This window comes from Nocardioides exalbidus, assembly GCF_900105585.1.
Lineage (GTDB): Bacteria > Actinomycetota > Actinomycetes > Propionibacteriales > Nocardioidaceae > Nocardioides > Nocardioides exalbidus.
Genome location: NZ_FNRT01000002.1, coordinates 1685023 through 1704996, shown reverse-complemented (window position 1 = coordinate 1704996; position 19974 = coordinate 1685023). Strand labels below are relative to the sequence as shown.

Genomic DNA, 19974 nt, shown 5'->3' with positions numbered 1-19974 from the left:
TCAGACCAGCTCGACGATCGTGGCGATGCCCATGCCGCCGCCGACGCAGAGCGTGGCGAGGCCGCGCTTCTGGTCGCGGCGGGCGAGCTCGTCGACGAGCGTGCCGAGGATCATCGCGCCGGTGGCGCCGAGCGGGTGGCCCATGGCGATGGCGCCGCCGTTGACGTTGGTGACGTCGTGGCTGATGCCCATGTCGCGCATGAAGCGCATCGCGACGGCGGCGAACGCCTCGTTGATCTCCCACAGGTCGATGTCGTCGACCTCGAGGCCGGCGCGCGAGAGCGCCTTGCGGGCGGCGGGGGCCGGGCCGGTCAGCATGATCGTCGGGTCGGCGCCCGAGACGGCGGTGGAGATGATCCGGGCGCGGGGCGTCAGCCCCAGCGACGTACCGACCTCCTCGGTGCCGATCGCCACGAGGGCCGCGCCGTCGACGATGCCCGAGGAGTTGCCGGCGTGGTGGACGTGGTCGATGGCGGGGACCCAGTGGTACTTCTCCAGCGCCACGTCGTCGAAGCCGGCGTCGCGGCCGATCTGGGCGAACGACGGCTTGAGCCCGGCGAGGCCCTCGACGGAGGTGTCGGGGCGCACGGTCTCGTCGCGGTCGAGCACGGTCACGCCGGCGAGGTCACGGACCGGGATGACGGCGTCGTCGAAGTAGCCGTTGGCCCAGGCCTTCGCGGCGCGGTGGTGGGACTCGGCGGCGTAGGCGTCGACGTCCTGCCGGCTCCACCCCTCGATCGTGGCGATCAGGTCGGCGCCGATGCCCTGCGGCACGAAGCCGGTCTGCAGCGCGGTGGCCGGGTCCATCGCCCAGGCGCCGCCGTCGCTGCCCATCGGCACGCGGCTCATCGACTCGACGCCGCCGGCGAGGATGAGGTCCTCGAAGCCGGAGCGCACCCGCTGCGCGGCCTGGTTGACGGCCTCCAGGCCGGAGGCGCAGAAGCGGTTGAGCTGCACGCCCGCGACGGTCTCGGGGTAGCCGGCCTTGAGCGCGGCGGTCTTGGCGATGTCGCCGCCCTGGTCGCCGATCGGGGTCACGACCCCGAGCACGACGTCGTCGACGCGGGCCGGGTCGAGCGTGGGGTTGCGGGTCTTGAGCTCGTCGAGGAGTCCGACGACCAGGTCGACCGGCTTCACCTCGTGCAGCGTGCCGGTGGCCTTGCCGCGGCCGCGAGGTGTGCGGATGTGGTCGTAGACGAATGCTTCTGCCATGCCAGCGATTGTGACACCATTACTGTCACAGTCCAACAGGTGTGACGTGGGCAACTCGGGCCCGACCTGCTGGCCGCCGGACCGACCGGCACACCGGTGACGAGGAGAGGATGGCCGGATGTCCGACACCGACGAGCTGCTCACCCTCGACCAGCTCACGGAGCGCACCGGGGTGAGCGCGCGCAACGTCCGGTTCTACGCCTCGCGAGGCCTCGTCCCCTCCCCGATCCGCCGCGGGCGCTCGGGCTACTACGGCCCCGACCACGTCGCCCGGCTCGAGCTCGTCCGCGAGCTCCAGGGCCACGGCTTCACGCTCTCGGCGATCGAGAAGTACGTCGAGCAGATCCCCGAGACCGCGACGCCCTCCGACATCGCCCGGCACCTGTCCCTGCTCGCCCCGGTCACCGGCGACCGCGACGTCGACGTCCCCGGCGGCCTGTCGGGCATGGGCATCTCGCCGGACGCCGCGCAGGCCGTCGCGGAGGTGTACGCCGCCCACGGCAGGCAGGTCGCCGACGAGCTGTCCGAGATCGTGCGCACCAAGGTGTGGCCGCAGTTCCGCGAGGCCGGCTACACCGCCGAACAACTGCGCGAGTTCATCCACCGACTGAAGCCGATCACCATCGCCGGCCTGGTCACCGCCTACGAGCAGGCGATCGACGAGAGCCAGGCGTCCTACGACGCCAAGCCCTCCAGGACCCGATGACAGGGGGCGCGGTCTACCTGCTGCTCGGTCTGTCGCTGCTCCTCGCGATCGTCCTCCCGCAGGTCACCCGGCGCATCGCGCTGTCTCCACCGATGGTGCTCGTCGGCGTCGGCATGCTGATCGGGCTGCTGCCCCTCACCGACAGCATCAGCCTCGAGCCGCAGGACCACCGCGACCTCGTCACGCACGTCACCGAGTTCACCGTGCTGGTCTCGCTCATGGGCGTCGGCCTCGCGATCGACCGCACGCTCGACCTGCGCTCGTGGCGCTCGTGGCGCACGTGGTCGCCGGTCTGGCGGCTGTTGCTGGTGACGATGCCCCTCACCATCCTCGGCATCACCCTCCTGGGGTGGTGGGTCGCGGGCCTGACGCCCGCGGTGGCCCTCCTGCTGGGCGGCACCCTGTCGCCGACCGACCCTGTCCTCGCCTCGGACGTCCAGGTCGGCGAGCCCCTCACCGACGACGTCGGCGGGGGCCCCGACGACGAGGACCGGCCGGAGGAGGACGACGACATCCGGTTCGCCCTCACCGCCGAGGCCGGGCTCAACGACGGCCTCGCCTTCCCCTTCGTGCACCTCGGCCTCCTCGCCGTGGCCGGCGGGCTCGGCGTCGGCGACGTGGGGGCGTGGCTCGGCTGGTACGTCGCCGGCAAGATCGTGGTCGGCGTCGGGATCGGGCTGCTGGCTGGGTGGCTCCTCGGCAGGCAGGCGTTCCGCGCCCGCGCCGACACGCTCCGCCTGGCCGACCACGGCGAGCCCCTGCTCGCGCTCGCGGCGCTGCTGGCGGCGTACGGTGCCGCGGAGCTCCTGCACGGCTACGGCTTCCTGGCCGTCTTCGCCTGCGCGATGCGGTTGCGCGCCTCGGCGCACGGGCACTCCTACCAGCGGGCGATGCACGCCGTCGTCGACCGGCTCGAGCGGCTGATGACCCTCCTGGTGCTCCTCGTGCTCGGGATGGCGATGACCCAGGGCCTGCTCCGGCACCTCGACTGGCGGGGCGTCGTGCTCGCCCTCGCGCTCGTCCTCGTCGTCCGCCCGGTCACCGGCTACGTCGGCCTGCGGGTCCTCGCACGCGACGAGCGGCGCGCCGGGGGGCTCGACCACGGCGAGATGGCGGCGGTCGCGTTCTTCGGCGTCCGCGGCGTCGGCTCGCTGTTCTACCTGGCCTACGCCGCCAGCCACGAGCACCTCCCCGACGAACCGTGGCTCTGGTCGACCGTCGCCTTCACGGTGATCGTGTCCGTGCTCCTCCACGGCGTGACGGCCACGCCGGCGATGGCACGGCTCGACGCCCGCCGGGGGTCCTCGTCGGGATGAGGCGGGCACGCCCGGTCGGCTGACAGAGTAGGGACATGTCCACCGTCCTCGTGACCGGCGCGACCGGCTTCATCGGCCGCCGCCTCGTCCCTGCCCTGCTCGACGCCGGCCACGACGTGCGGGCGATGACCCGCCACCCCGAGACGTACGACGGACCCGGCGAGGCGGTCGGCGCCGACGTGATGGACGCCGACAGCCTGAAGCCCGCGCTGGAGGGGGCCGACGTCGCGATCTACCTCGTCCACTCCCTCGACGACCCCGACTTCGTGCGCAAGGACGCGGACGCTGCCCGCCACTTCAGCGCGGCGGCTGCGGCGGCCGGGGTGCGGCAGATCGTCTACATGGGAGGTCTCGGCGACGAGGACCACGACCTCTCGGACCACCTGCGCTCGCGTCGCGAGGTCGAGGAGCTCCTCGGTGGCGACGGGGTGCCGGTCACCGTGCTGCGTGCCGCGATCGTCGTGGGCCACGGCGGCATCTCGTGGGAGCTGACCCGGCAGCTGGTGAAGAACCTCCCCGGCATGGTCGTGCCCAAGTGGGTCGGCACACGGACGCAGCCGATCGCGATCGACGACGTGGTGCGCTACCTCGCCGGCGTCGTCGACCACCCGGACGCCCTCGGGCGGGTCTTCGAGATCGGTGGGCCCGACCAGCTGACCTACCGCGAGATGCTGCAGGGCGTGGCCGAGGAGATGAACGGCCGCAAGGTCCCGATCGTCGTCGTGCCGCTGCTGACCCCGGGGCTGTCCTCGCGCTGGCTCGCCCTGGTCACCGACGTGGACGTCACCACCGGCCGCAACCTCATCGACTCGATGTCGACCGAGGTCATCGTGAAGGACACCTCGATCCGCGACGTGGTGCCGGGCGAGCCGCTGACCTACCGGGAGTCCGTGCGCCGGGCGCTCGCGGAGCGGAGGGCCTCGGGGGCCTGACCCGACTGGCCGGGCCCGGGTCGGGTCGCCGTCAGTGCACCGAGAACCCGCCGTCGACGAAGAGCGCCTGGCCGGTGACGTAGGCCGACGCCGCGCTCGCCAGGAACACGGCGGCGCCCGCGAAGTCGTCGGCCAGCCCGTTGCGGCCCACCATCGTGCGTGCCGCCAGCGCCGCCACCCGCTCGGGATCGGACGACAGGCGCTCGTTGAGCGGCGTCATCACGAAGCCGGGCACGAGAGTGTTGACCGTGACGCCCAACGGTGACCAGGCCTCGGCCTGCGAGCGCGCCAGCGACTCGAGCGCGCCCTTCGACACCCCGTAGGCGCCGCTCTGGACGAACGCCCGGTGCGCCTGCTGCGAGGAGATGTGGATGATCCGCCCGAAGCCGCGCTCCGCCATCCCCGGACCGAACCGCCGGCCCAGGACGTGGGGCGCCTCCAGGTTGATCGCCATGGTGGCGTCCCAGTCGTCATCGCCGAGCTCGCCCAGGGGCGGGCGGATGTTGACGCCGGCGCTGTTGACGAGGATGTCGGGCTCCCCGAAGACGCCTGCCGCCACCTCGGCCGCAGCGCGCGCCCCGGCCCGGGAGCCGAGGTCGGCCGCCACCCACGCGGCCGTGCGACCCGCGCCCGTCAGCTCGTCCACGGTCGCGACGAGCTCGGCCTCCCGGCGCGCCACGACCACGACCCTCGCCCCGGCTCCGGCGAGCGCGGAGGCGATGGCCCGCCCGATGCCCGAGCTGCCACCCGTCACGATCGCCGTCCTGCCCTCCAGCGAGAACAGGCCGGAGAGGTAGTCGCTCGACGTCATGGCACCATCCTGCCGCCCGGCGGCACGACCGCGCAGGCTAGAAGATCAGCGGCAGCAGGAACAGCATCGAGAGCGACCACGTGATGTGGGTCAGGATCGGGGCCAGGATGCCGCCGCTGGCCCGACGCTCCAGGCCGCAGACCGCGCCCAGCAGGATCGCGGCGAACCCGAGCATCACGTTGCCGGTGGCCAGGGTCGCGACGACGTAGGCGAGCGTCGTCCACAGCACCGGGTGGCGCGGGATCGCGGCATACATCGCGCCCCGGAAGAAGAGCTCCTCGGCGATGCCGTTGAAGAAGGTGATGACCGCCAGCAACGGCAGCGAGCCCTCGTCGGCGTACGCCAGGACGGAGGAGACGTAGGACGCCAGCGGGTCGATCTCGCGCACCACCAGCGCGCCGAGGACGAACACCCCGACCATCAGCAGGCCGAGCAGGATCGGCGCGACGATCGGCCGGACGAAGACCTCCCCGCCGCGAGCCATCCGTCCCAGGTGGAGCCGGCCCGACAGGAACGCACCGGCCGCCCAGACCCCGGCCAGGACGATCGCGGCGACGTAGAAGAGGTTCCCGCCGGGCTCGAGGCGCAGCGACCAGCCGAGGACGACCGCGCCGACGACGACCACGGCGGCCGCCACCATCTGACGACGGCGGAAGGCCTCCGGTGTGTCGCGCTGGTCGCGCGGGACGACGTCCCACAGCGACCGGCGGATGAAGGAGCGCATGACGACCACCCTAGGAAACCCCCATCCGTTGTCTCACTCGCCCGCCGTGATCCGGCTCAGCCGCACCACGGCGGCCCCCTGCGCGGCCTCGTCGTCGCCGGCGGCGTCCAGCAGCTCCCGCTGGCGTCGGGCGCCGGTCCCGTCGGCCAGCAGCCGCGCGACGCCCCGGGACATGTGGTCGCGGTCGCCTGCGTCGTCGAGGGCGTCGCCCACGTGGTCCAGCAGGCCGGCGAGCACGTCCGCCGCGGGGCGGCTCTCGCCGGTCGGCGGGTGCACGAGCTCGCCGGTGAGCCCGTGGCGACCGGCCTTCCAGCTCGCGAGCCGGAGGAGCGGCGCCGGTACGTCGGGTGCCGGCACGCCGTCGGCCCACTCGCGGGCGGCGGTCTCGACGAGCGCCCGGGCGAGCGCGGCGACCACGAGCGTGTCGCGCACGTCGAGGCAGACGTCGGCGGTGCGGATCTCGACGGTCGGGTGCAGGGCCGACAGCCGGGCGTCGGAGTAGACCATCGCCTCGTCGATCGGCACGCCGGTCGCGAGCATCGCGTCGACGTACGACCGGTAGGCGGCGGGCGTGCCGAGCACCGGCAGCGGACCCGACGAGGGCCAGCGCATCTGCATCTGCCAGCGATAGCTCTCGTAGGCCGTGTCGACCGACTGCGCCCACGGCGAGTTGGCGCTGATCGCCAGCAGCAGCGGGACCCACGTCCGGATCCGGTCGAGCACGCCGACGCCCTCGTCGTCACCCGCCACCTCGACGTGCACGTGGCAGCCGCAGACCAGCTGCTCGGCGATCATCAGGCCGTAGCGCTGCGCCATCGCGTCGTAGCGGTCGGTCCGCTCGATCCGCGTGTCACCGGCGAGGGGCGAGGTGCCGGAGGCGAGGACGCGGGCGCCGACCTCCAGCGCGGCCGACCTGGTCCGCTCGCGCCAGGCGCGCAGAGCGTGGTCGAGGGCGGTCAGGCTCTCCAGCGGCGGGGTGTCGGTCTCGACCTGGGTCTTGTGGAGCTCGTGGCCCAGCGACCCACCGCTGTCGTCGCTGGGCGCGGGGTTGTGCAGGTCGCGTGCCTCTGCGGCGCGGATCACCTCCGAGGCGACGTTGCGCGGCCGGCCGGTGCGGGCGTCGACGAGCAGCAGCTCCTCCTCCACCCCGATCGACCTCATGGATCGATCCAAGCACCGTGCCGTCTGCGCCCGCCCCATCCCTACGAGGTGGCCGTCCCCACGAGGTCCCTACGAGAGGGCCAGCAGCTCCCGCACCCGGGGGACGACTTCCTCGCCGTAGAGCCGGATGGACTCCATCCGCTGGTCGTGGGGCAGCGAGCCGACGGAGTACTTCAGCTGGAAGCGAGAGAGGCCGAGGGTCCTCGCCGCCCAGGCGATCTTCTGCGCGACCGTCTCGGGCGAGCCGACGAACAACGCGCCCTGCGGGGACGCGCCCTGCTCGAAGGCGATCCGGCTGTAGGGACCCCAGCCGCGCTCGCGGCCGATCCGGGTGACGAGCTCGGCCTGGTGGGGGTACAGCTGCTCGCGCGCCAGCTCGTCGGTGGCCGCCACGTGGCCCGGCGAGTGCATGCCGATCGGCAGCTCCGGGACGGCGTACTCGATCAGCGACTGGCGGTAGAGGTCGGCGAACGGCACGAACTGTGCGGGCGACCCGCCGATGACGGCGAGCATCAGCGGCATGCCGTAGCGGGCGGCGCGCACGACGGACTGCGGGGTGCCGCCGACGCCGATCCACGCGGGCAGCTTGCCGGCCGCGGTGGTCGGGTAGACCGGCTGGTCGACGAGCGGGGTGCGGATGCTGCCCTCCCACGACACCGGCTCCTCGTCCTGGAGCGCGGCGAAGAGGTCGAGCTTCTCGGCGAAGAGCCGGTCGTAGTCGCCGAGCTCGAGGCCGAAGAGACCGAACGACTCGATGAACGACCCGCGGCCCAGCTGCACCTCGGCGCGACCGTTGCTCACGGCGTCGAGGGTGGCGAACCGCTCGTAGACCCGGATCGGGTCGTCGCTCGACAGGACGGTGACGCCGGTGCCGAGGCGGATCCGCTCGGTCTGCCCGGCGATCGCAGCGAGGACGACGTCGGGCGCGGAGATCGCGTAGTCCGGGCGGTGGTGCTCGCCGAGGCCGATGTAGTCGATGCCGACCCGGTCGGCGAGGACCGCCTCGGCGACGACCTCGCGGAGAGTCTCGGCGTGGTTGCCCGGCGCACCGTCGAGCGGCGCGTCGCCGAAGGTGTCGAGGCCGAGGGAGATGTGCTCGCGGGTGCCGAGCACGCTGTGGTCGAACCCTGTGTCAGAGGAGCTCATCGAGCCAACCCTTCAGGTCGTCGGTGGTCTGGGTGGAGAGCTGGTGGCCACCGGCCTCGCGGCGCGACACCACTGTGGCAGCGGAGTCCTCGGCGAGCCACGACCACGTCCGGTCGAGCAGCTCGCGCGGGATCACGTGGTCGGCGTCGCCCTGGGCGACGAAGACGTGGCTGCCGGCGAGGCGGCCGGGTGCCACGTCGACACCTGCGTCCTCGAAGGGCAGCGTGCCGTGGAGGATCGCGGCGCCCGTCAACCGCTCGGGAGCCGTGAGCAGCACGCCGCCGGCGAAGGCGGCGCCGCCGCTGAAGCCGACCAGCACGACCTTCCGCCCGGTCGGGGCGACGGCGTCGAGCCAGGCCTCGAACCACGCGACGGTCTCGGCGAGCGACTCCGGGACCGGCCGCCCGATGCCGCGGTTGTCGAACCAGGCATGGCCGCCCCCCTCGCCGATCGGCGCGCGCACGGCGGCGTACGACGCCTCCCGCGGCAGGTGCGCCGCGAGCCCGAGGATCGAGTGCTCGTCGGCCCCGCGGCCGTGGAGCAGCACGACCAGCGGGCGGTCGGGGTGGTCCGCTCCGTCGCTCCAGGCGACGACCGGCTCGGTCAGGGTGTGGCGCGGCATGGTGCTCCTCAGGCTGGTTGAAGACGCAACCAATGCGGGGCCTCCGGTGTTCCCGCCGCTCCCGCTTCACCATGGGATGCAGACGAACCCGCACCTCCCTCAGTCAGTTGACCGAGGGGAGTGCGGGTTCAGCGACATCCCATGGTGGAGTGTCGCCCGGAGCTGCGTGAGGTCAGCGACGACCGCTGAACGACGCGGCGCTGTGGCTGCCACCGGAGCGCTGGGCGCCCTGGCCGCCGCCGGAGCCGCCGCGGCGACGACGGTTGCCGCCGCCACCCTGGCCGCCACCGGCACCCTGGCCGGAGCCCTGGCCGCCACCGGAGCGACGACGCTGGCCGCCGCCGGTGGAGCCGGAGCCGGTCGAGGTGCTGTAGGCCGGGGCGGAGCCCGAGCCGCCGGCCGGGTTGCCCCGACGCGACTGGCCGTTGGTCTGGCCGCCCTTGCGGGCCCGCTTGCGCTGGGCGTTGGCGCCGGTCGAGCGACCACCGCCGCCCTGCTGGGCGGGCGCCTCGACGACGAGGCCGCCGGGGACCAGCACGCGCTCGCCCGGGGCGAGCTGGGCGAGGACCGGGTGGTCGGGGCCGCTGACCTTGGTCGTGACCGGCTTGATGCCGGCCTGACGGGTGAGGTCGCGCACGTCGCGCTGCTGCTCGTCGGTCATCAGGGTGATGACGGTGCCCTCGTTGCCGGCGCGGGCCGTGCGGCCCGAGCGGTGCAGGTAGGCCTTGTGCTCGACCGGCGGGTCGGCGTGCACGACGAGCGAGACGTCGTCGACGTGGATGCCGCGCGCCGCGATGTCGGTGGCGACCAGCGTGGTGGCGGTGCCGGAGTGGAACGCCTCCATGTTGCGGGTGCGCGCGTTCTGCGACAGGTTGCCGTGCAGCTCGACGCTCGGCACGCCGGACTTGTTCAGCTGGCGGGCCAGCGCCTTGGCGCCGTACTTCGTGCGCGTGAAGACGACCGTGCGACCGGGCGCGCTCGTGAGGTTCACCAGGACCGGCACCCGCTGCTCGCGCGTGAGGTGCAGGACGTGGTGGTGCATCGTCGCGACCGGCGACTGGGCGGAGTCGGCCTCGTGGGTGACGGCGTTGGTCAGGAACCGCTTGACCAGGACGTCGATCGCCTTGTCGAGGGTGGCCGAGAAGAGCATGCGCTGACCCGACTGCGGGGTCTTGTCCATGATGCGCCGCACGCCCGGCAGGAAGCCGAGGTCGGCCATGTGGTCGGCCTCGTCGAGGATCGTGATCTCGACCGACGACAGGTCGGCGAAGCCCTGGCCCATGAGGTCCTCGAGGCGACCGGGGCAGGCGATGACGATGTCGACGCCCTTCTTGAGCGCGGTGACCTGCGGGCCCTGCCCGACGCCGCCGTAGACGACGACGGTCGACAGGCCGGTGGCCTTGGCCAGCGGGACGAGCGAGGCGTGGATCTGGCCCACGAGCTCACGCGTCGGCGCGAGGATCAGGGCGCGGGGCTTGCGCGGCATGGCCGGCAGCTTGCTCGCGTCGAGGCGGGCCACGAGGGGAAGGAGGAAGGCGAACGTCTTGCCGGAGCCGGTGCGGCCACGGCCGAGGACGTCGCGGCCGGCGAGGCTGTCGGGCAGCGTCGCGGCCTGGATCGGAGTGGGAGTGGTGATGCCCTGCTGCTCCAGGATCTGGGCGAGCGAGGACGGAACGCCGAGGTCGGCGAAGGTCATGTGAGTTGCTTTCGGTTGGCGTCTCGCCACCGTGAGCCGCAGTCGCGATGGACGCGGCGTACGTGCCTCAGAAGTGAGGAAGGGCCCCGGGTTGATCTGGGTGGATCCGGTGGGACCTGCGCCCGGGGCAAGACCGGCCGGGCGACTGATGGGCACAACGCTAGTGGGACAAGTGGTGTTCCCGTGAATCCGGTGACGTGTGAGAACGGACTCAGCGCCCGCTCCACGCGCGCTCAGGCGCTGTCGCGGTGCACCAGCGTCGGCGGGATGATCAGCCGCATCGGGTGGCTGCCCTCGGCCTGGTCGACCCGGTCGAGCAGCAGGCGCGTGGCTCGCTCGGCCATCGCGACCACGGGCTGGCGGACGGTCGTGAGGCGCGGGGTGGTGCGCTCGGCCACGCCCAGGTCGTCGAAGCCGATCACGGCGACGTCGTCGGGGACCCGGCGGCCCATCTCGGCCAGCACCCGGAGCGCCGCGGCCGCCATCAGGTCGGAGGCGACGACGAGGCCGTCGAGGTCGGGGTGCCGCTCCAGCAGCGCGCGCGTGGCGTGGACGCCGCTGGCCTCGGTGAAGTCGCCGTGCGCGACGGCGTCGGTGGCGAGGCCGGCCTCCGTCATCGCCAGTCGCCACCCGGCGAGGCGGTCGGCCGAGGCCGTCATGTCGGAGGGGCCGGCGATCGTCCCGATGCGGGTGCGCCCCGACAGGATCAGGTGCTCGGTCGCCTCGCGCTCGCCGGCGGTGTTGTCGACGTCGACGTAGGCCACGCGGTCGCCCCCGGTCCAGGGCCGGCCGCCGAAGATGCAGGGCAGGCCGATGTCGGAGAGGTGCTCGGCGAGCCGGTCGTCGCGGTGGTGGGAGACGACGTAGGCGCCGTCGACGTGGCGACCGGTGAGGTAGCGCAGGGTGCGCGCGCTGGAGGCGCCCGGCCGGGCGAGCAGCAGCACGAGCTGGATGTCGCGCTCCCCCAGCACCCGCGTGACGCCGCGCAGGGTGCCGGCGAAGAAGGGGTCGGAGAAGACGCGGTCGTCGGGCTCGGGCACCACGACGGCGATCGAGTCCGTACGCCGGGTGACGAGGCTGCGGGCCGCCGGGTTCGGGACGTAGCCGAGGGTGCGCACCGCCTGGTCGACCGCGGCCTGTGCGCGGGGGCTGACCCGCTGGCCGCCATTGATCGCCCGCGACGCCGTCGCGCGGGAGACCCCCGCCACGCGCGCTACCTCGTCGAGGGTGGGCGAACCACCGGTCGAGACGGCGCGCGTGCTGTTCACCCCGCCCACGCTAGTGGTCCGTGGCATCCGCGGGTCGCAGGACTCCGGTGCGCGCGAGGTCGGCGTACCAGCGTGCGCTCGACTTCGGCGTGCGCACCTGCGTGGCGTAGTCGACGTGCACCAGGCCGAACCGCTTCGCGTAGCCGAAGGCCCACTCGAAGTTGTCGCAGTAGGACCAGTGGAAGAAGCCCCCCACGTCTACGCCCTCCTCGACGGCGAGGTGCACCGCGCGGAGGTAGGCGTCGAGGAACGCGATCCGGTCGGGGTCGCGGACCTCGCCGTCGTCGTCGGGGCGGTCGGCGAACGCCGCGCCCGTCTCGGTGAGGTAGATGGGCAGGTGCGGGTAGTCGTCGTGGAGCCGGCGCAGCAGCCGGTGCAGCCCCTCGGGCTGGATCTCCCACCCCATGTCGGTGACCGGCAGGCCGCGGCTGGGGAACGTGACGTGCTCGGAGCCCACGAAGGGCGACAGCGCCACCCGGTCGGGCTGGTCGGAGCCGATGCCGACGACGTCGGTGCGCGGGTGCCCCGAGACCTCGTTGCCGTGGTAGTAGTTCACGCCCAGCACGTCGATCGGCGCCGAGATCACGTCGAGGTCGCCGTCACGGACGACGTCGACCCACGGTCGCCCGTCGAAGGTCAGGCCGGCGGTGTCGTCGAGCAGGTCGGCGGGATAGGCACCGCGGAAGATCGGGTCCAGGAAGAACCGGTTGTGGAGGGAGTCGATGCGTCGGGCCGCGTCGACGTCCACCGGGTCGGTGGGGTCGCTCGGGTCGGGCACGGTGAGGTTGAGGCTGATCCCGAGTCGGTCCGCGCCCCGGCTGCGGAGCTCCTGCACGGCCATGCCGTGGGCGAGCAGCAGGTGATGGCCGGCCACCAGGCCGGCGGCACCCTCCTGACGACCCGGGGCGTGGTGCCCCGCGGAGTAGCCGAGGAACGCCGAGCACCACGGCTCGTTGAGCGTCGTCCACGTCGGGACCCGGTCGCCGAGCGCCTCGTGCACCGAGACGGCGTGGTCGACGAAGCGGTGCGCGGTGTCGCGGTTGGTCCAGCCGCCGGCGTCCTCGAGCACCTGCGGGAGGTCCCAGTGGTAGAGCGTCAGCCACGGTGCGATGCCGTGGGAGAGCAGCTCGTCGACGAGGCGGTCGTAGAACGCGAGCCCGGCCGGGTTGACCGCGCCGGCGTCGGGCCGCACGCGCGGCCAGGCGACCGAGAAGCGGTACGACGTCGCCCCGAGGTCGGCCATGATGGCGACGTCCTCGCGCATCCGGTGGTAGTGGTCGACCGCGACGTCGCCGGTGTCGCCGTTCATCACGGCGCCCGGGACGCGGGAGAAGGTGTCCCAGATCGAGGCGGTGCGGCCGTCCTCGGCCACGGCTCCCTCGATCTGGTAGGAGGCGGTGGCCATCCCCCAGACGAAGTCCGAGGGGAAGCTCAGCCGACCACGGTGGTCGACGGTGGCGGCGGGGGTGCTCTGGACGGTCATCCCTTGACGGCTCCTTGCATGATGCCGGACACGAGCTGGCGCCCGGCGAGGACGAACAGGACGAGGAGCGGGATGGTGGCCAGGGTGGTCCCGGCGAGGACCAGGCTGAAGTCCTTGAAGTACCCGCTCTGGAGCTGGTTGAGCGCCACCTGGATGGTGGGGTTGTCCGGCGGCAGTGCGATCAGCGGCCAGAAGAAGTCGGTCCACACCTGCATGAAGGTGAAGAGCCAGAGGATGGCCGCAGCCGGTCGTGCCGCCGGGACGGCAACCGTCAGGAAGGTGCGGATCTGGGAGCACCCGTCCATCCGCGCGGCCTCGATGAGCTCGTCGGGCACGGCGTCGACGAGGTACTGGCGCATGAAGAAGACGCCGAAGGCCGTGACCAGCCACGGGATGACGACCGACCAGACGCTGCCGGCCCACCCGAGCCTGGACATGAGGATGAAGAGCGGGACCACACCGAGCTGCGTCGGGACCGCCATCGTGGCGATGACGAAGACCATCAGTGGGCCGCTCCCCCGGAAGCGGAGCTTGGCGAACGCGTAGCCCGCGAGGGTGCAGAAGAACACCACCGAGCACGCCGTGACCGTCGAGACCATCAGGCTGTTGCCGAGGGCCTTCCAGAAGGGCAGCGAGTCCAGGACGCGCTGGGCGTTGTCGATGAAGTGACCACCCGGCAGGAGCGGTGGGATGCCCTGGGACGCCTCCTCCTTCGTCTGCGAGCCGAGCAGGAACGACCAGTAGAGCGGGGCGGCCGAGCCGAGCACGAAGGCGATCAGCAGGCCGTAGACGAGGAAGCCCGGACGGCGGCTCATCGCCTGCCTCCGATCGTGCCGAGACGCCCGAGACGTCGGATGAGCAGGAAGTTGACGACCGCGAACGCGCAGATCACCAGGAAGAGCAGCCAGGCGGTCGCCGAGGCGCGGCCCAGGTCACGCAGCTGCCAGCCGAAGTCGTAGATCAGCATCGTGATGGTGCCGAACTGCCGGTCGCTCCCGCCGTTGCGGGCGGTCGTCTCGTCGAAGAGCCGCGGCTCGGCGAAGACCTGCAGCCCACCGATCGTGGACGTGATGATGATGAAGATCATCGTGGGCCGGATCATCGGGACGGTGATCGAGACGAACTGGCGCAACCGTCCGGCACCGTCGATCGCCGCCGACTCGTAGAGCTCGCGCGGGACCGCCTGCATCGCGGCCAGGAAGATCAGCGCGTTGTAGCCGGTCCAGCGCCAGTTGACCATCGTGGCGATGGCCACGTGGCTGGCGAGCCGGTTGGTGTGCCACGAGACGGGGTCGATCCCCACGAAGCCGAGGATCTCGTTGGCCAGGCCGTAGCGGTCGCCGTAGAGGCTGCCGAAGATGATCGCCACCGCGACCGGCGAGACCACGAACGGCAGCAGGATGCTCATCCGCCAGGCCGTCCTGGCGCGCAGCTGGTTGTCGAGCAGTGCGGCCAGCACCAGGGCGATGAGGATCTGGGGCACCGAGGAGATCAGGAAGATGCTGATCGTGTTGACCAGCTGCTTGGTGAAGTAGGGGTTCTGGAGGACCTCGCGGTAGTTGTCGAGGCCGACGAACTCCCCCTTGCCGCCCAGCAGGCTCCAGTCGTGGACCGAGACCCACGCCGTGTAGAGCAGGGGGAACATGCCGATGACGAGGAAGAGCAGGAAGAACGGCGAGATGTAGAGGTAGGGCGCGAGCGTGTGGTCGAGGCGGCTCAGCCGCTGCCGCCACTGCGGGCGCTCGGAGCCGCCGGTCGGCTGGCCCTTCGGGCCGGGCGGCCGGGGTGGCGACACCGTCTCGGTGTCGCCACCCCGCGTGGGGAGGGAAGTGCTCACGTCTCGCCGTTCGGTGGTGGGCGGTCAGGGGCCGGTGAGGGGCCGGTCAGCCCAGTGCTTCGACGTCGGCCAGGAACTGGTCCCACGAGGCGTCGGGGTCCTTCGAGCCGTCGTCGACCCGGAGGATGGCCGCCTGGAAGGCCGTGAGGATGTCGGAGTACTTCGGACCCTTGAAGGGCTGCACGGTGATGGCGGCGGCACGGTCGGCGGTGATCTCACCGATCGGCGCGTCGTTGAAGAAGGCGTTGGTCGCCTCGTTGACCTCGGGCGAGTCCTGGGCCTCGACCTGGCTGGGGAACGCTCCCACCGCCTTGAAGGCCTTGGCCTGCTGCTCGGGCGCGGTCAGCCAGGCAGCGACCTTCTTGGCCTCCTCCTGGTGGTCACCCTGGGCCGGGACGGTCAGGAACGAGCCGCCCCAGTTGCCGCCGCCGCCGGGGAAGACGTTGGCGATGTCCCAACCGTCGACACCCTCGGAGTTGCCCTCGATGATGCCCATCATCCAGCCCGGGCAGGCCATCGTGGCGAAGGCGTCCTTCTGGAACTGCGCGTTCCAGTCGTCGCCCCACTGGGCGATCCGCGTGGACAGGCCGCGCTCGACGTTGTCGGTCACGGCGGTGTAGACGGCCTCGAGCTCGGGGTTCTCCACGTCGACGGTGCCGTCGTCGGTCTCGAACGGGTTCGCGACCTGGTTGAGCATGGCCTGGGCCAGCCCGCCCGAGGAGTCGTACCACGCGGCGCCGGGCATCGCCTCGACGAACTTGTCGCCGGTGGCGAAGTAGTCGTCCCAGGTGCCCATCAGCTTGGCGACCTCGTCGCGGTCGGTCGGGAGACCGGCCTTCTTGAAGAGGTCGGCGCGGTAGCAGATGCCCTCCGGGCCCACGTCGGTGCCGTAGCCGATCATCTGGCCCTCGGAGTTGGTGCCGGCCGCGGCCTTCCAGTCCAGCCACCGGCCGTCGAGCGCGGGGTCGGTGAGGTCGGCGAAGGCGTCGCTCTCGGCCATGATCGCGGGCATCGCGTCACCCTCGATGGCCTCGATGTCGGACAGGCCGGAGCCGGCCGCCAGCTTGGTGTAGAGGTTGGCCTTGGCGTCGTCCCAGGTGCCGACCTTGACCTGCTTGATCTTGATGTCGTCGTTGGCGGCGTTCCACTCGTCGATCAGGCCCTCGTAGCCGAACTCGTTGAACGTGGCCACGGTGATCGTGGTCGTGCCGTCTGCGCTCGCGTCGTCACCGCCGCCGCCACAGGCGGCCGCGGTCGTCGCGAGGGTGAGCGCCACCAGTGCGCTCGTGGCGAGTCGTACTCGCCGGCTCTTCGGGGTCTGCACCACTGCACTCCTGCCATCCTGCGGGGAACCGAACTGGTCGTCCGGCCTGGCGGACGGGGGGTGAGAAGTGTGAGAGCGCTTCCACTTCCGTCCGCCGTCAATGTGTCAGCCGTCACATCGGATGTCAATGGCGCGCGTGGAGGTCGTCCCGCAAATGTGGGAGCGCTTCCACGATTGGAACGTTCAGGACCGGGTCACGACCACGTCAGGACGCCGTCGTCGAGCTTCGCGGTGCGGATCCTGACGGCGTCGTGGAGGTAGCTCTGCTTCAGCGACCACGGCTCCTCGGTGCCCTGGCGGGGCAGGGTGTGGACGAGGCGCTGGACGTAGCCGGAGTCGAAGTCCATCAGCGGGACCTCGGCCACCGACTCGTCCCGGACCGGTACGACGGTGTGGGTGCCGGTCGCGCGCAGCCGCTTCAGGACGCGGACGACGTACTCCCCGACGAGGTCGGCCTTCAGGGTCCACGACGCGTTGGTGTAGCCGATCGTGAAGGCGAAGTTGGGCACCCCCGAGAGCATCATCGCCCGGTAGGCCATCGTCTCATGGGGCTTGACCGCCTCGCCGTCGATGACGAGCTCGGCACCGCCGAAGACCTGCAGGTTCAGGCCGGTCGCGGTGACGACGACGTCGGCCTCGAGGCGGTCGCCGGAGGCGAGGTCGAGGCCGGTCTCGGTGAAGGTCGCGATCCGGTCGGTGACCACCGACGCGGTGCCGTCCTTGATGGCCGCGAAGAGGTCGCCGTCGGGGACCAGGCACATCCGCTGGTCCCACGGGTCGTAGGCCGGGTTGAAGTGCGTGTCGACGGCGTAGCCCGGCGGCAGCATCGCGACGTTGGTCTTCCGCACGACCTTTCGCACCAGCGCCGGCCGGCTCTTGCTGACCTTGAAGAGGGCCGACTGGAGCACGATGTTCTTCCAGCGGGTGACGGCGTAGGACGGGCCCTCGCCGACGACCTTCGTCAGGCGGCGCTTCACCGCGTCCTTGCCCGGCACCGAGAGGACGTAGGTCGGGGAGCGCTGCAGCATCGTCACGTGGGCCGCGCCGGCCCTAGCCATCGCCGGCACCAGGGTCACGGCCGTCGCGCCGGAGCCGATGACCACGACGCGCTTGCCGGCGTAGTCGAGGTCCTCGGGCCAGTGCTGCGGGTGCACGACCTGCCCGCGGAAGCGCTCCTGGCCCTCGAAGTCGGGCGTGTAGCCCTGGTCGTAGTCGTAGTAGCCGCTGCACGACCAGAGGAAGTCCGCGGTCATCGTCCGCTGCTCCCCGTCGACGTCCGACGTGACGGTCCAGCGGGCGGTCTGCGAGTCCCACGAGCACGTCGTGACGCGGTGGCCGTAGCGGACGTGGCGGTCGACGCCGTACTCCCGCGCGGTGTCGCGGACGTAGTCGAGGATCGAGGCGCCGTCGGCCAGCGCCGTGTCCCCGCGCCACGGCCGGAAGCGGTAGCCGAGCGTGTGCATGTCGGAGTCGGACCGGACGCCGGGGTAGCGGAACAGGTCCCACGTCCCGCCGCTCACCGCGCGCCGTTCGAGGAGGGCGTACGACGTCCCCGGCAGGTCCTTGACCAGGTGGGCCGCGGCGCCGATGCCCGACAGCCCGGCCCCGATGATCAGGACGTCGACGTGCTCGCTCATGCCTCCAATGTAGGTCAGGTCCCGCCGGAATGTAACTATGAGTTACACCTCAGTGATCTGGGGCGCGAGTCACCGGATATCCGGTGACCGCCCCGGTTGTCGGCCCAGATCTGGGGGACGAAGCGGGAGACTCGGGTGCAAAGGTCGGCCGGCGCGACCTCAGCGGGCGTACAGCTCCACGAACCGGGCGAGCAGCCGGACCGGTTCCGTCACCAGCGCGTCGCGCGCCTCGGCCTTGAGCCGTTCCTGCTCGTGCGGCTCGTAGTAGCCGTGCGAGCTGTAGGCGTCGATCCGGTCGCAGATCGCGACCGCGTCGAGCTCGGGGTGGAACTGCGTGGCATAGACGTTGAGCCCGATCCGGAAGGCGTGCACCGGGCACGTGTCGGTCGAGGCGAGCAGGACCGCGCCCTCGGGCAGTCGCGACACGGCCTCCTTGTGGCCGAGGTAGGCCGTGAACTCGGGCGGCATCGTGCCGAGGAGCGGGTCGGCCCTCCCCTCGTCGGTCAGCCGCACCGGCAGCGCGCAGATCGGCTCGCCCCAGGTCCGGTCGACGATCCCACCGCCCAGGCTGCCGAGCACGCCGATGCCGTAGCAGGCGCCGAGGAACGGGAAGTCGGCCGCGACCGCGCGCACGGCGAGGTCGTGGAGGTCGGCCTCCGCCTGACGCTGGGCGGGCGACTTCGACTCCTCGGGGTCGGAGACGTTGAAGGGCCCGCCACCGAGGATCACGCCCGACCAGTCGTCGAGGTCGACCGGCGCGAGCGGCCCCTGCTCGAGGCGCACCCGCACCAGCTCGTCCGGTCGCAGGCCGCAGCCGGCGAGCACGGCGTCGTACTCCTGCTGGGCGACGTCGTCCTCCGCGCGGGTGCCGAGGAAGAGGAAGGGCTTCACGTCTGGACGGCCGCGCCGGACTCGAGGAGGGCGTCGACGCCGTCGATGCCCCAGGCGGCGAGGGCCTCGCGGGTGTGCTCGCCGGGGAGGCCGGGAGCCTGGCCGAGGGTGGCCTGCGTGCGCGAGAAGCGCGGTGCGGGAGCCGGCTGGGTGACGCCGTCGGGCGCGACGAAGGTGCCGCGGGCGGCGAGGTGCGGGTGGGCGGGCGCGTCGGCGAGGGGTACGACGGGTGCGACGCAGGCGTCGGTGCCGTCGAAGACCTCGGACCACTCGGCCTGCGTGCGCTCCCGGAAGCGTGCGGTGAGGGCGTCGCGGATCGCCCCGGCGTTGGCAGGGTCGTCGCGGTCGGGCAGGTCGACGCCGATCCGCTCGACGAGCGCGGCCCAGAACTGTGGCTCGAGGGCCCCGACGCTGACGTGGCGGCCGTCCGACGTCTCGTAGACGTCGTACCAGGGCGCGCCGCCGTCGAGCATCCCCTCGCGACGGCGCCCGCTCGCGATGCCCATGGCCACGAAGCTCGACGCGATCGCGTTGAGGTGGGCGGTGCCGTCGACGATCGCGGCGTCGACGACCTGACCACGGCCGCTGGAGCGTGCCTCGAGGAGGGCGGCGAGGATCCCGATGACGAGGTACGTCGACCCGCCGCCGAAGTCGCCGAGGAGGTTGCCCGGGAAGTGCGGGCGGCCGGGATCCTGGCCGAGCCCGTCGAGGGCGCCGGTGATGCCGATGTAGTTCATGTCGTGGCCCGCGACCTGGCTCCACGGGCCGTCCTGGCCCCAGCCGGTCATCCGCCCGAACACCAGGCGCGGGTTGCGCTCCAGGCACACGTCCGGCCCGAGCCCCATCCGCTCGATCGCTCCGGGACGCATCCCCTCGACCAGCACGTCGGCCCGCTCCACGAGGTCGAGCACGGTCGCCACGGCCTCCGGCTTCTTCAGGTCCAGCGCGACGCTCGGACGGCCCCGGTTGAGCAGGTCGGCCCTACCTGCGGCGAACATCCCACCGCCCGGGCGGTCGATGCGGATCACGTCGGCACCCAGGTCGGCCAGCAGCATGCACGCGTGCGGACCCGGCCCGATGCCCGCGACCTCCACCACCCCCACGCCCCGCAGCGGCCCCGTCCCCTGCCCCAGCTCGTACGTCATGCGCCCGATCATGACACCGCCGCTGTCACGGTCGCGAGGGGCAGTGGCACCGCTCACCTTGCA

General features: G+C 72.1%; 18 protein-coding genes. 3 read left to right on the top strand and 15 right to left on the bottom strand.

The window, feature by feature from the left end; all coding sequences use genetic code 11:
- Positions 1 to 1212, bottom strand: a complete 1212-nt coding sequence (locus BLV76_RS08500) for an acetyl-CoA C-acetyltransferase (protein WP_090968738.1) — start codon at positions 1210 to 1212, stop codon at positions 1 to 3.
- Between the two features lie 118 nt (positions 1213 to 1330).
- Between BLV76_RS08500 and BLV76_RS08495 the strand changes: the two genes are divergently transcribed.
- From BLV76_RS08495 to BLV76_RS08485, 3 genes are read left to right on the top strand one after another with little or no spacing between them, the layout of a single operon-like run.
- Positions 1331 to 1918 (top strand): helix-turn-helix domain-containing protein, encoded by a 588-nt coding sequence (locus BLV76_RS08495; protein ID WP_090968737.1) that lies wholly within the window; start codon positions 1331 to 1333, stop codon positions 1916 to 1918.
- Complete coding sequence (locus BLV76_RS08490; RefSeq protein ID WP_090968736.1) at positions 1915 to 3234, top strand: cation:proton antiporter; 1320 nt, start codon at positions 1915 to 1917, stop codon at positions 3232 to 3234. The genes BLV76_RS08495 and BLV76_RS08490 overlap by 4 nt, the downstream gene beginning before the upstream one ends.
- A gap of 35 nt (positions 3235 to 3269) precedes the next feature.
- On the top strand, positions 3270 to 4166 hold the full coding sequence (locus BLV76_RS08485; protein WP_090968735.1) for an NAD(P)H-binding protein: 897 nt from the start codon (positions 3270 to 3272) through the stop codon (positions 4164 to 4166).
- Positions 4167 to 4197: 31 nt separating this feature from the next.
- On the opposite strand, the gene BLV76_RS08480 is transcribed toward BLV76_RS08485, so the two are convergent.
- The 14 genes from BLV76_RS08480 to BLV76_RS08415 form a co-directional block, all read right to left on the bottom strand.
- Positions 4198 to 4977, bottom strand: a complete 780-nt coding sequence (locus tag BLV76_RS08480; RefSeq protein ID WP_090968734.1) for an SDR family NAD(P)-dependent oxidoreductase — start codon at positions 4975 to 4977, stop codon at positions 4198 to 4200.
- A gap of 37 nt (positions 4978 to 5014) precedes the next feature.
- Complete coding sequence (locus BLV76_RS08475; RefSeq protein WP_090972499.1) at positions 5015 to 5701, bottom strand: CPBP family intramembrane glutamic endopeptidase; 687 nt, start codon at positions 5699 to 5701, stop codon at positions 5015 to 5017.
- A 33-nt stretch (positions 5702 to 5734) separates the two neighbouring features.
- Positions 5735 to 6862 (bottom strand): carboxylate-amine ligase, encoded by a 1128-nt coding sequence (locus BLV76_RS08470; RefSeq protein ID WP_090968733.1) that lies wholly within the window; start codon positions 6860 to 6862, stop codon positions 5735 to 5737.
- Positions 6863 to 6931: 69 nt separating this feature from the next.
- Positions 6932 to 8008 carry an LLM class flavin-dependent oxidoreductase gene (locus BLV76_RS08465; protein ID WP_090968732.1) on the bottom strand — a complete coding sequence of 359 codons (1077 nt, stop codon included), beginning with the start codon at positions 8006 to 8008 and terminating at the stop codon, positions 6932 to 6934.
- Positions 7995 to 8630: an alpha/beta hydrolase gene (locus tag BLV76_RS08460; protein ID WP_090968731.1), complete on the bottom strand. Its 636-nt coding sequence runs from the start codon at positions 8628 to 8630 to the stop codon at positions 7995 to 7997. Before BLV76_RS08460 ends, BLV76_RS08465 begins: the two co-directional genes overlap by 14 nt.
- Positions 8631 to 8802: 172 nt before the next feature.
- Positions 8803 to 10326: a DEAD/DEAH box helicase gene (locus BLV76_RS08455; RefSeq protein ID WP_090968730.1), complete on the bottom strand. Its 1524-nt coding sequence runs from the start codon at positions 10324 to 10326 to the stop codon at positions 8803 to 8805.
- Between the two features lie 233 nt (positions 10327 to 10559).
- Positions 10560 to 11594 carry a LacI family DNA-binding transcriptional regulator gene (locus BLV76_RS08450; RefSeq protein WP_245734602.1) on the bottom strand — a complete coding sequence of 345 codons (1035 nt, stop codon included), beginning with the start codon at positions 11592 to 11594 and terminating at the stop codon, positions 10560 to 10562.
- 10 nt (positions 11595 to 11604) lie between these two features.
- Positions 11605 to 13077 carry a GH1 family beta-glucosidase gene (locus tag BLV76_RS08445; protein WP_090968728.1) on the bottom strand — a complete coding sequence of 491 codons (1473 nt, stop codon included), beginning with the start codon at positions 13075 to 13077 and terminating at the stop codon, positions 11605 to 11607.
- On the bottom strand, positions 13074 to 13892 hold the full coding sequence (locus BLV76_RS08440; RefSeq protein WP_090968727.1) for a carbohydrate ABC transporter permease: 819 nt from the start codon (positions 13890 to 13892) through the stop codon (positions 13074 to 13076). The genes BLV76_RS08445 and BLV76_RS08440 overlap by 4 nt, the downstream gene beginning before the upstream one ends.
- A complete protein-coding gene (locus tag BLV76_RS08435; RefSeq protein WP_245734601.1) occupies positions 13889 to 14914 on the bottom strand; it encodes a carbohydrate ABC transporter permease in 1026 nt (341 codons plus the stop codon). The genes BLV76_RS08440 and BLV76_RS08435 overlap by 4 nt, the downstream gene beginning before the upstream one ends.
- A gap of 46 nt (positions 14915 to 14960) precedes the next feature.
- Positions 14961 to 16238: an ABC transporter substrate-binding protein gene (locus BLV76_RS08430; protein ID WP_090972495.1), complete on the bottom strand. Its 1278-nt coding sequence runs from the start codon at positions 16236 to 16238 to the stop codon at positions 14961 to 14963.
- 194 nt (positions 16239 to 16432) lie between these two features.
- A complete protein-coding gene (locus BLV76_RS08425; protein ID WP_090968726.1) occupies positions 16433 to 17875 on the bottom strand; it encodes a flavin-containing monooxygenase in 1443 nt (480 codons plus the stop codon).
- Positions 17876 to 18034: 159 nt separating this feature from the next.
- Positions 18035 to 18766, bottom strand: coding sequence for a glutamine amidotransferase (locus BLV76_RS08420; RefSeq protein WP_090968725.1), 732 nt, complete (start codon positions 18764 to 18766; stop codon positions 18035 to 18037).
- Positions 18763 to 19911: a CaiB/BaiF CoA transferase family protein gene (locus BLV76_RS08415; RefSeq protein ID WP_245734600.1), complete on the bottom strand. Its 1149-nt coding sequence runs from the start codon at positions 19909 to 19911 to the stop codon at positions 18763 to 18765. The genes BLV76_RS08420 and BLV76_RS08415 overlap by 4 nt, the downstream gene beginning before the upstream one ends.
- Positions 19912 to 19974: the final 63 nt, after the last annotated feature.

What these genes read in the sequence shown, in the direction of transcription:
- BLV76_RS08445 (WP_090968728.1), bottom strand. Translation starts at nt 13,077, where the DNA reads ATGACCGTCCAGAGCACCCCCGCCGCCACCGTCGACCACCGTGGTCGG.
- BLV76_RS08460 (WP_090968731.1), bottom strand. Translation starts at nt 8,630, where the DNA reads ATGCCGCGCCACACCCTGACCGAGCCGGTCGTCGCCTGGAGCGACGGA.
- BLV76_RS08465 (WP_090968732.1), bottom strand. Translation starts at nt 8,008, where the DNA reads ATGAGCTCCTCTGACACAGGGTTCGACCACAGCGTGCTCGGCACCCGC.
- BLV76_RS08480 (WP_090968734.1), bottom strand. Translation starts at nt 4,977, where the DNA reads ATGACGTCGAGCGACTACCTCTCCGGCCTGTTCTCGCTGGAGGGCAGG.
- BLV76_RS08425 (WP_090968726.1), bottom strand. Translation starts at nt 17,875, where the DNA reads ATGAGCGAGCACGTCGACGTCCTGATCATCGGGGCCGGGCTGTCGGGC.
- BLV76_RS08470 (WP_090968733.1), bottom strand. Translation starts at nt 6,862, where the DNA reads ATGAGGTCGATCGGGGTGGAGGAGGAGCTGCTGCTCGTCGACGCCCGC.
- BLV76_RS08415 (WP_245734600.1), bottom strand. Translation starts at nt 19,911, where the DNA reads ATGACGTACGAGCTGGGGCAGGGGACGGGGCCGCTGCGGGGCGTGGGG.
- BLV76_RS08475 (WP_090972499.1), bottom strand. Translation starts at nt 5,701, where the DNA reads ATGCGCTCCTTCATCCGCCGGTCGCTGTGGGACGTCGTCCCGCGCGAC.
- BLV76_RS08485 (WP_090968735.1), top strand. Translation starts at nt 3,270, where the DNA reads ATGTCCACCGTCCTCGTGACCGGCGCGACCGGCTTCATCGGCCGCCGC.
- BLV76_RS08455 (WP_090968730.1), bottom strand. Translation starts at nt 10,326, where the DNA reads ATGACCTTCGCCGACCTCGGCGTTCCGTCCTCGCTCGCCCAGATCCTG.
- BLV76_RS08440 (WP_090968727.1), bottom strand. Translation starts at nt 13,892, where the DNA reads ATGAGCCGCCGTCCGGGCTTCCTCGTCTACGGCCTGCTGATCGCCTTC.
- BLV76_RS08495 (WP_090968737.1), top strand. Translation starts at nt 1,331, where the DNA reads ATGTCCGACACCGACGAGCTGCTCACCCTCGACCAGCTCACGGAGCGC.
- BLV76_RS08500 (WP_090968738.1), bottom strand. Translation starts at nt 1,212, where the DNA reads ATGGCAGAAGCATTCGTCTACGACCACATCCGCACACCTCGCGGCCGC.
- BLV76_RS08490 (WP_090968736.1), top strand. Translation starts at nt 1,915, where the DNA reads ATGACAGGGGGCGCGGTCTACCTGCTGCTCGGTCTGTCGCTGCTCCTC.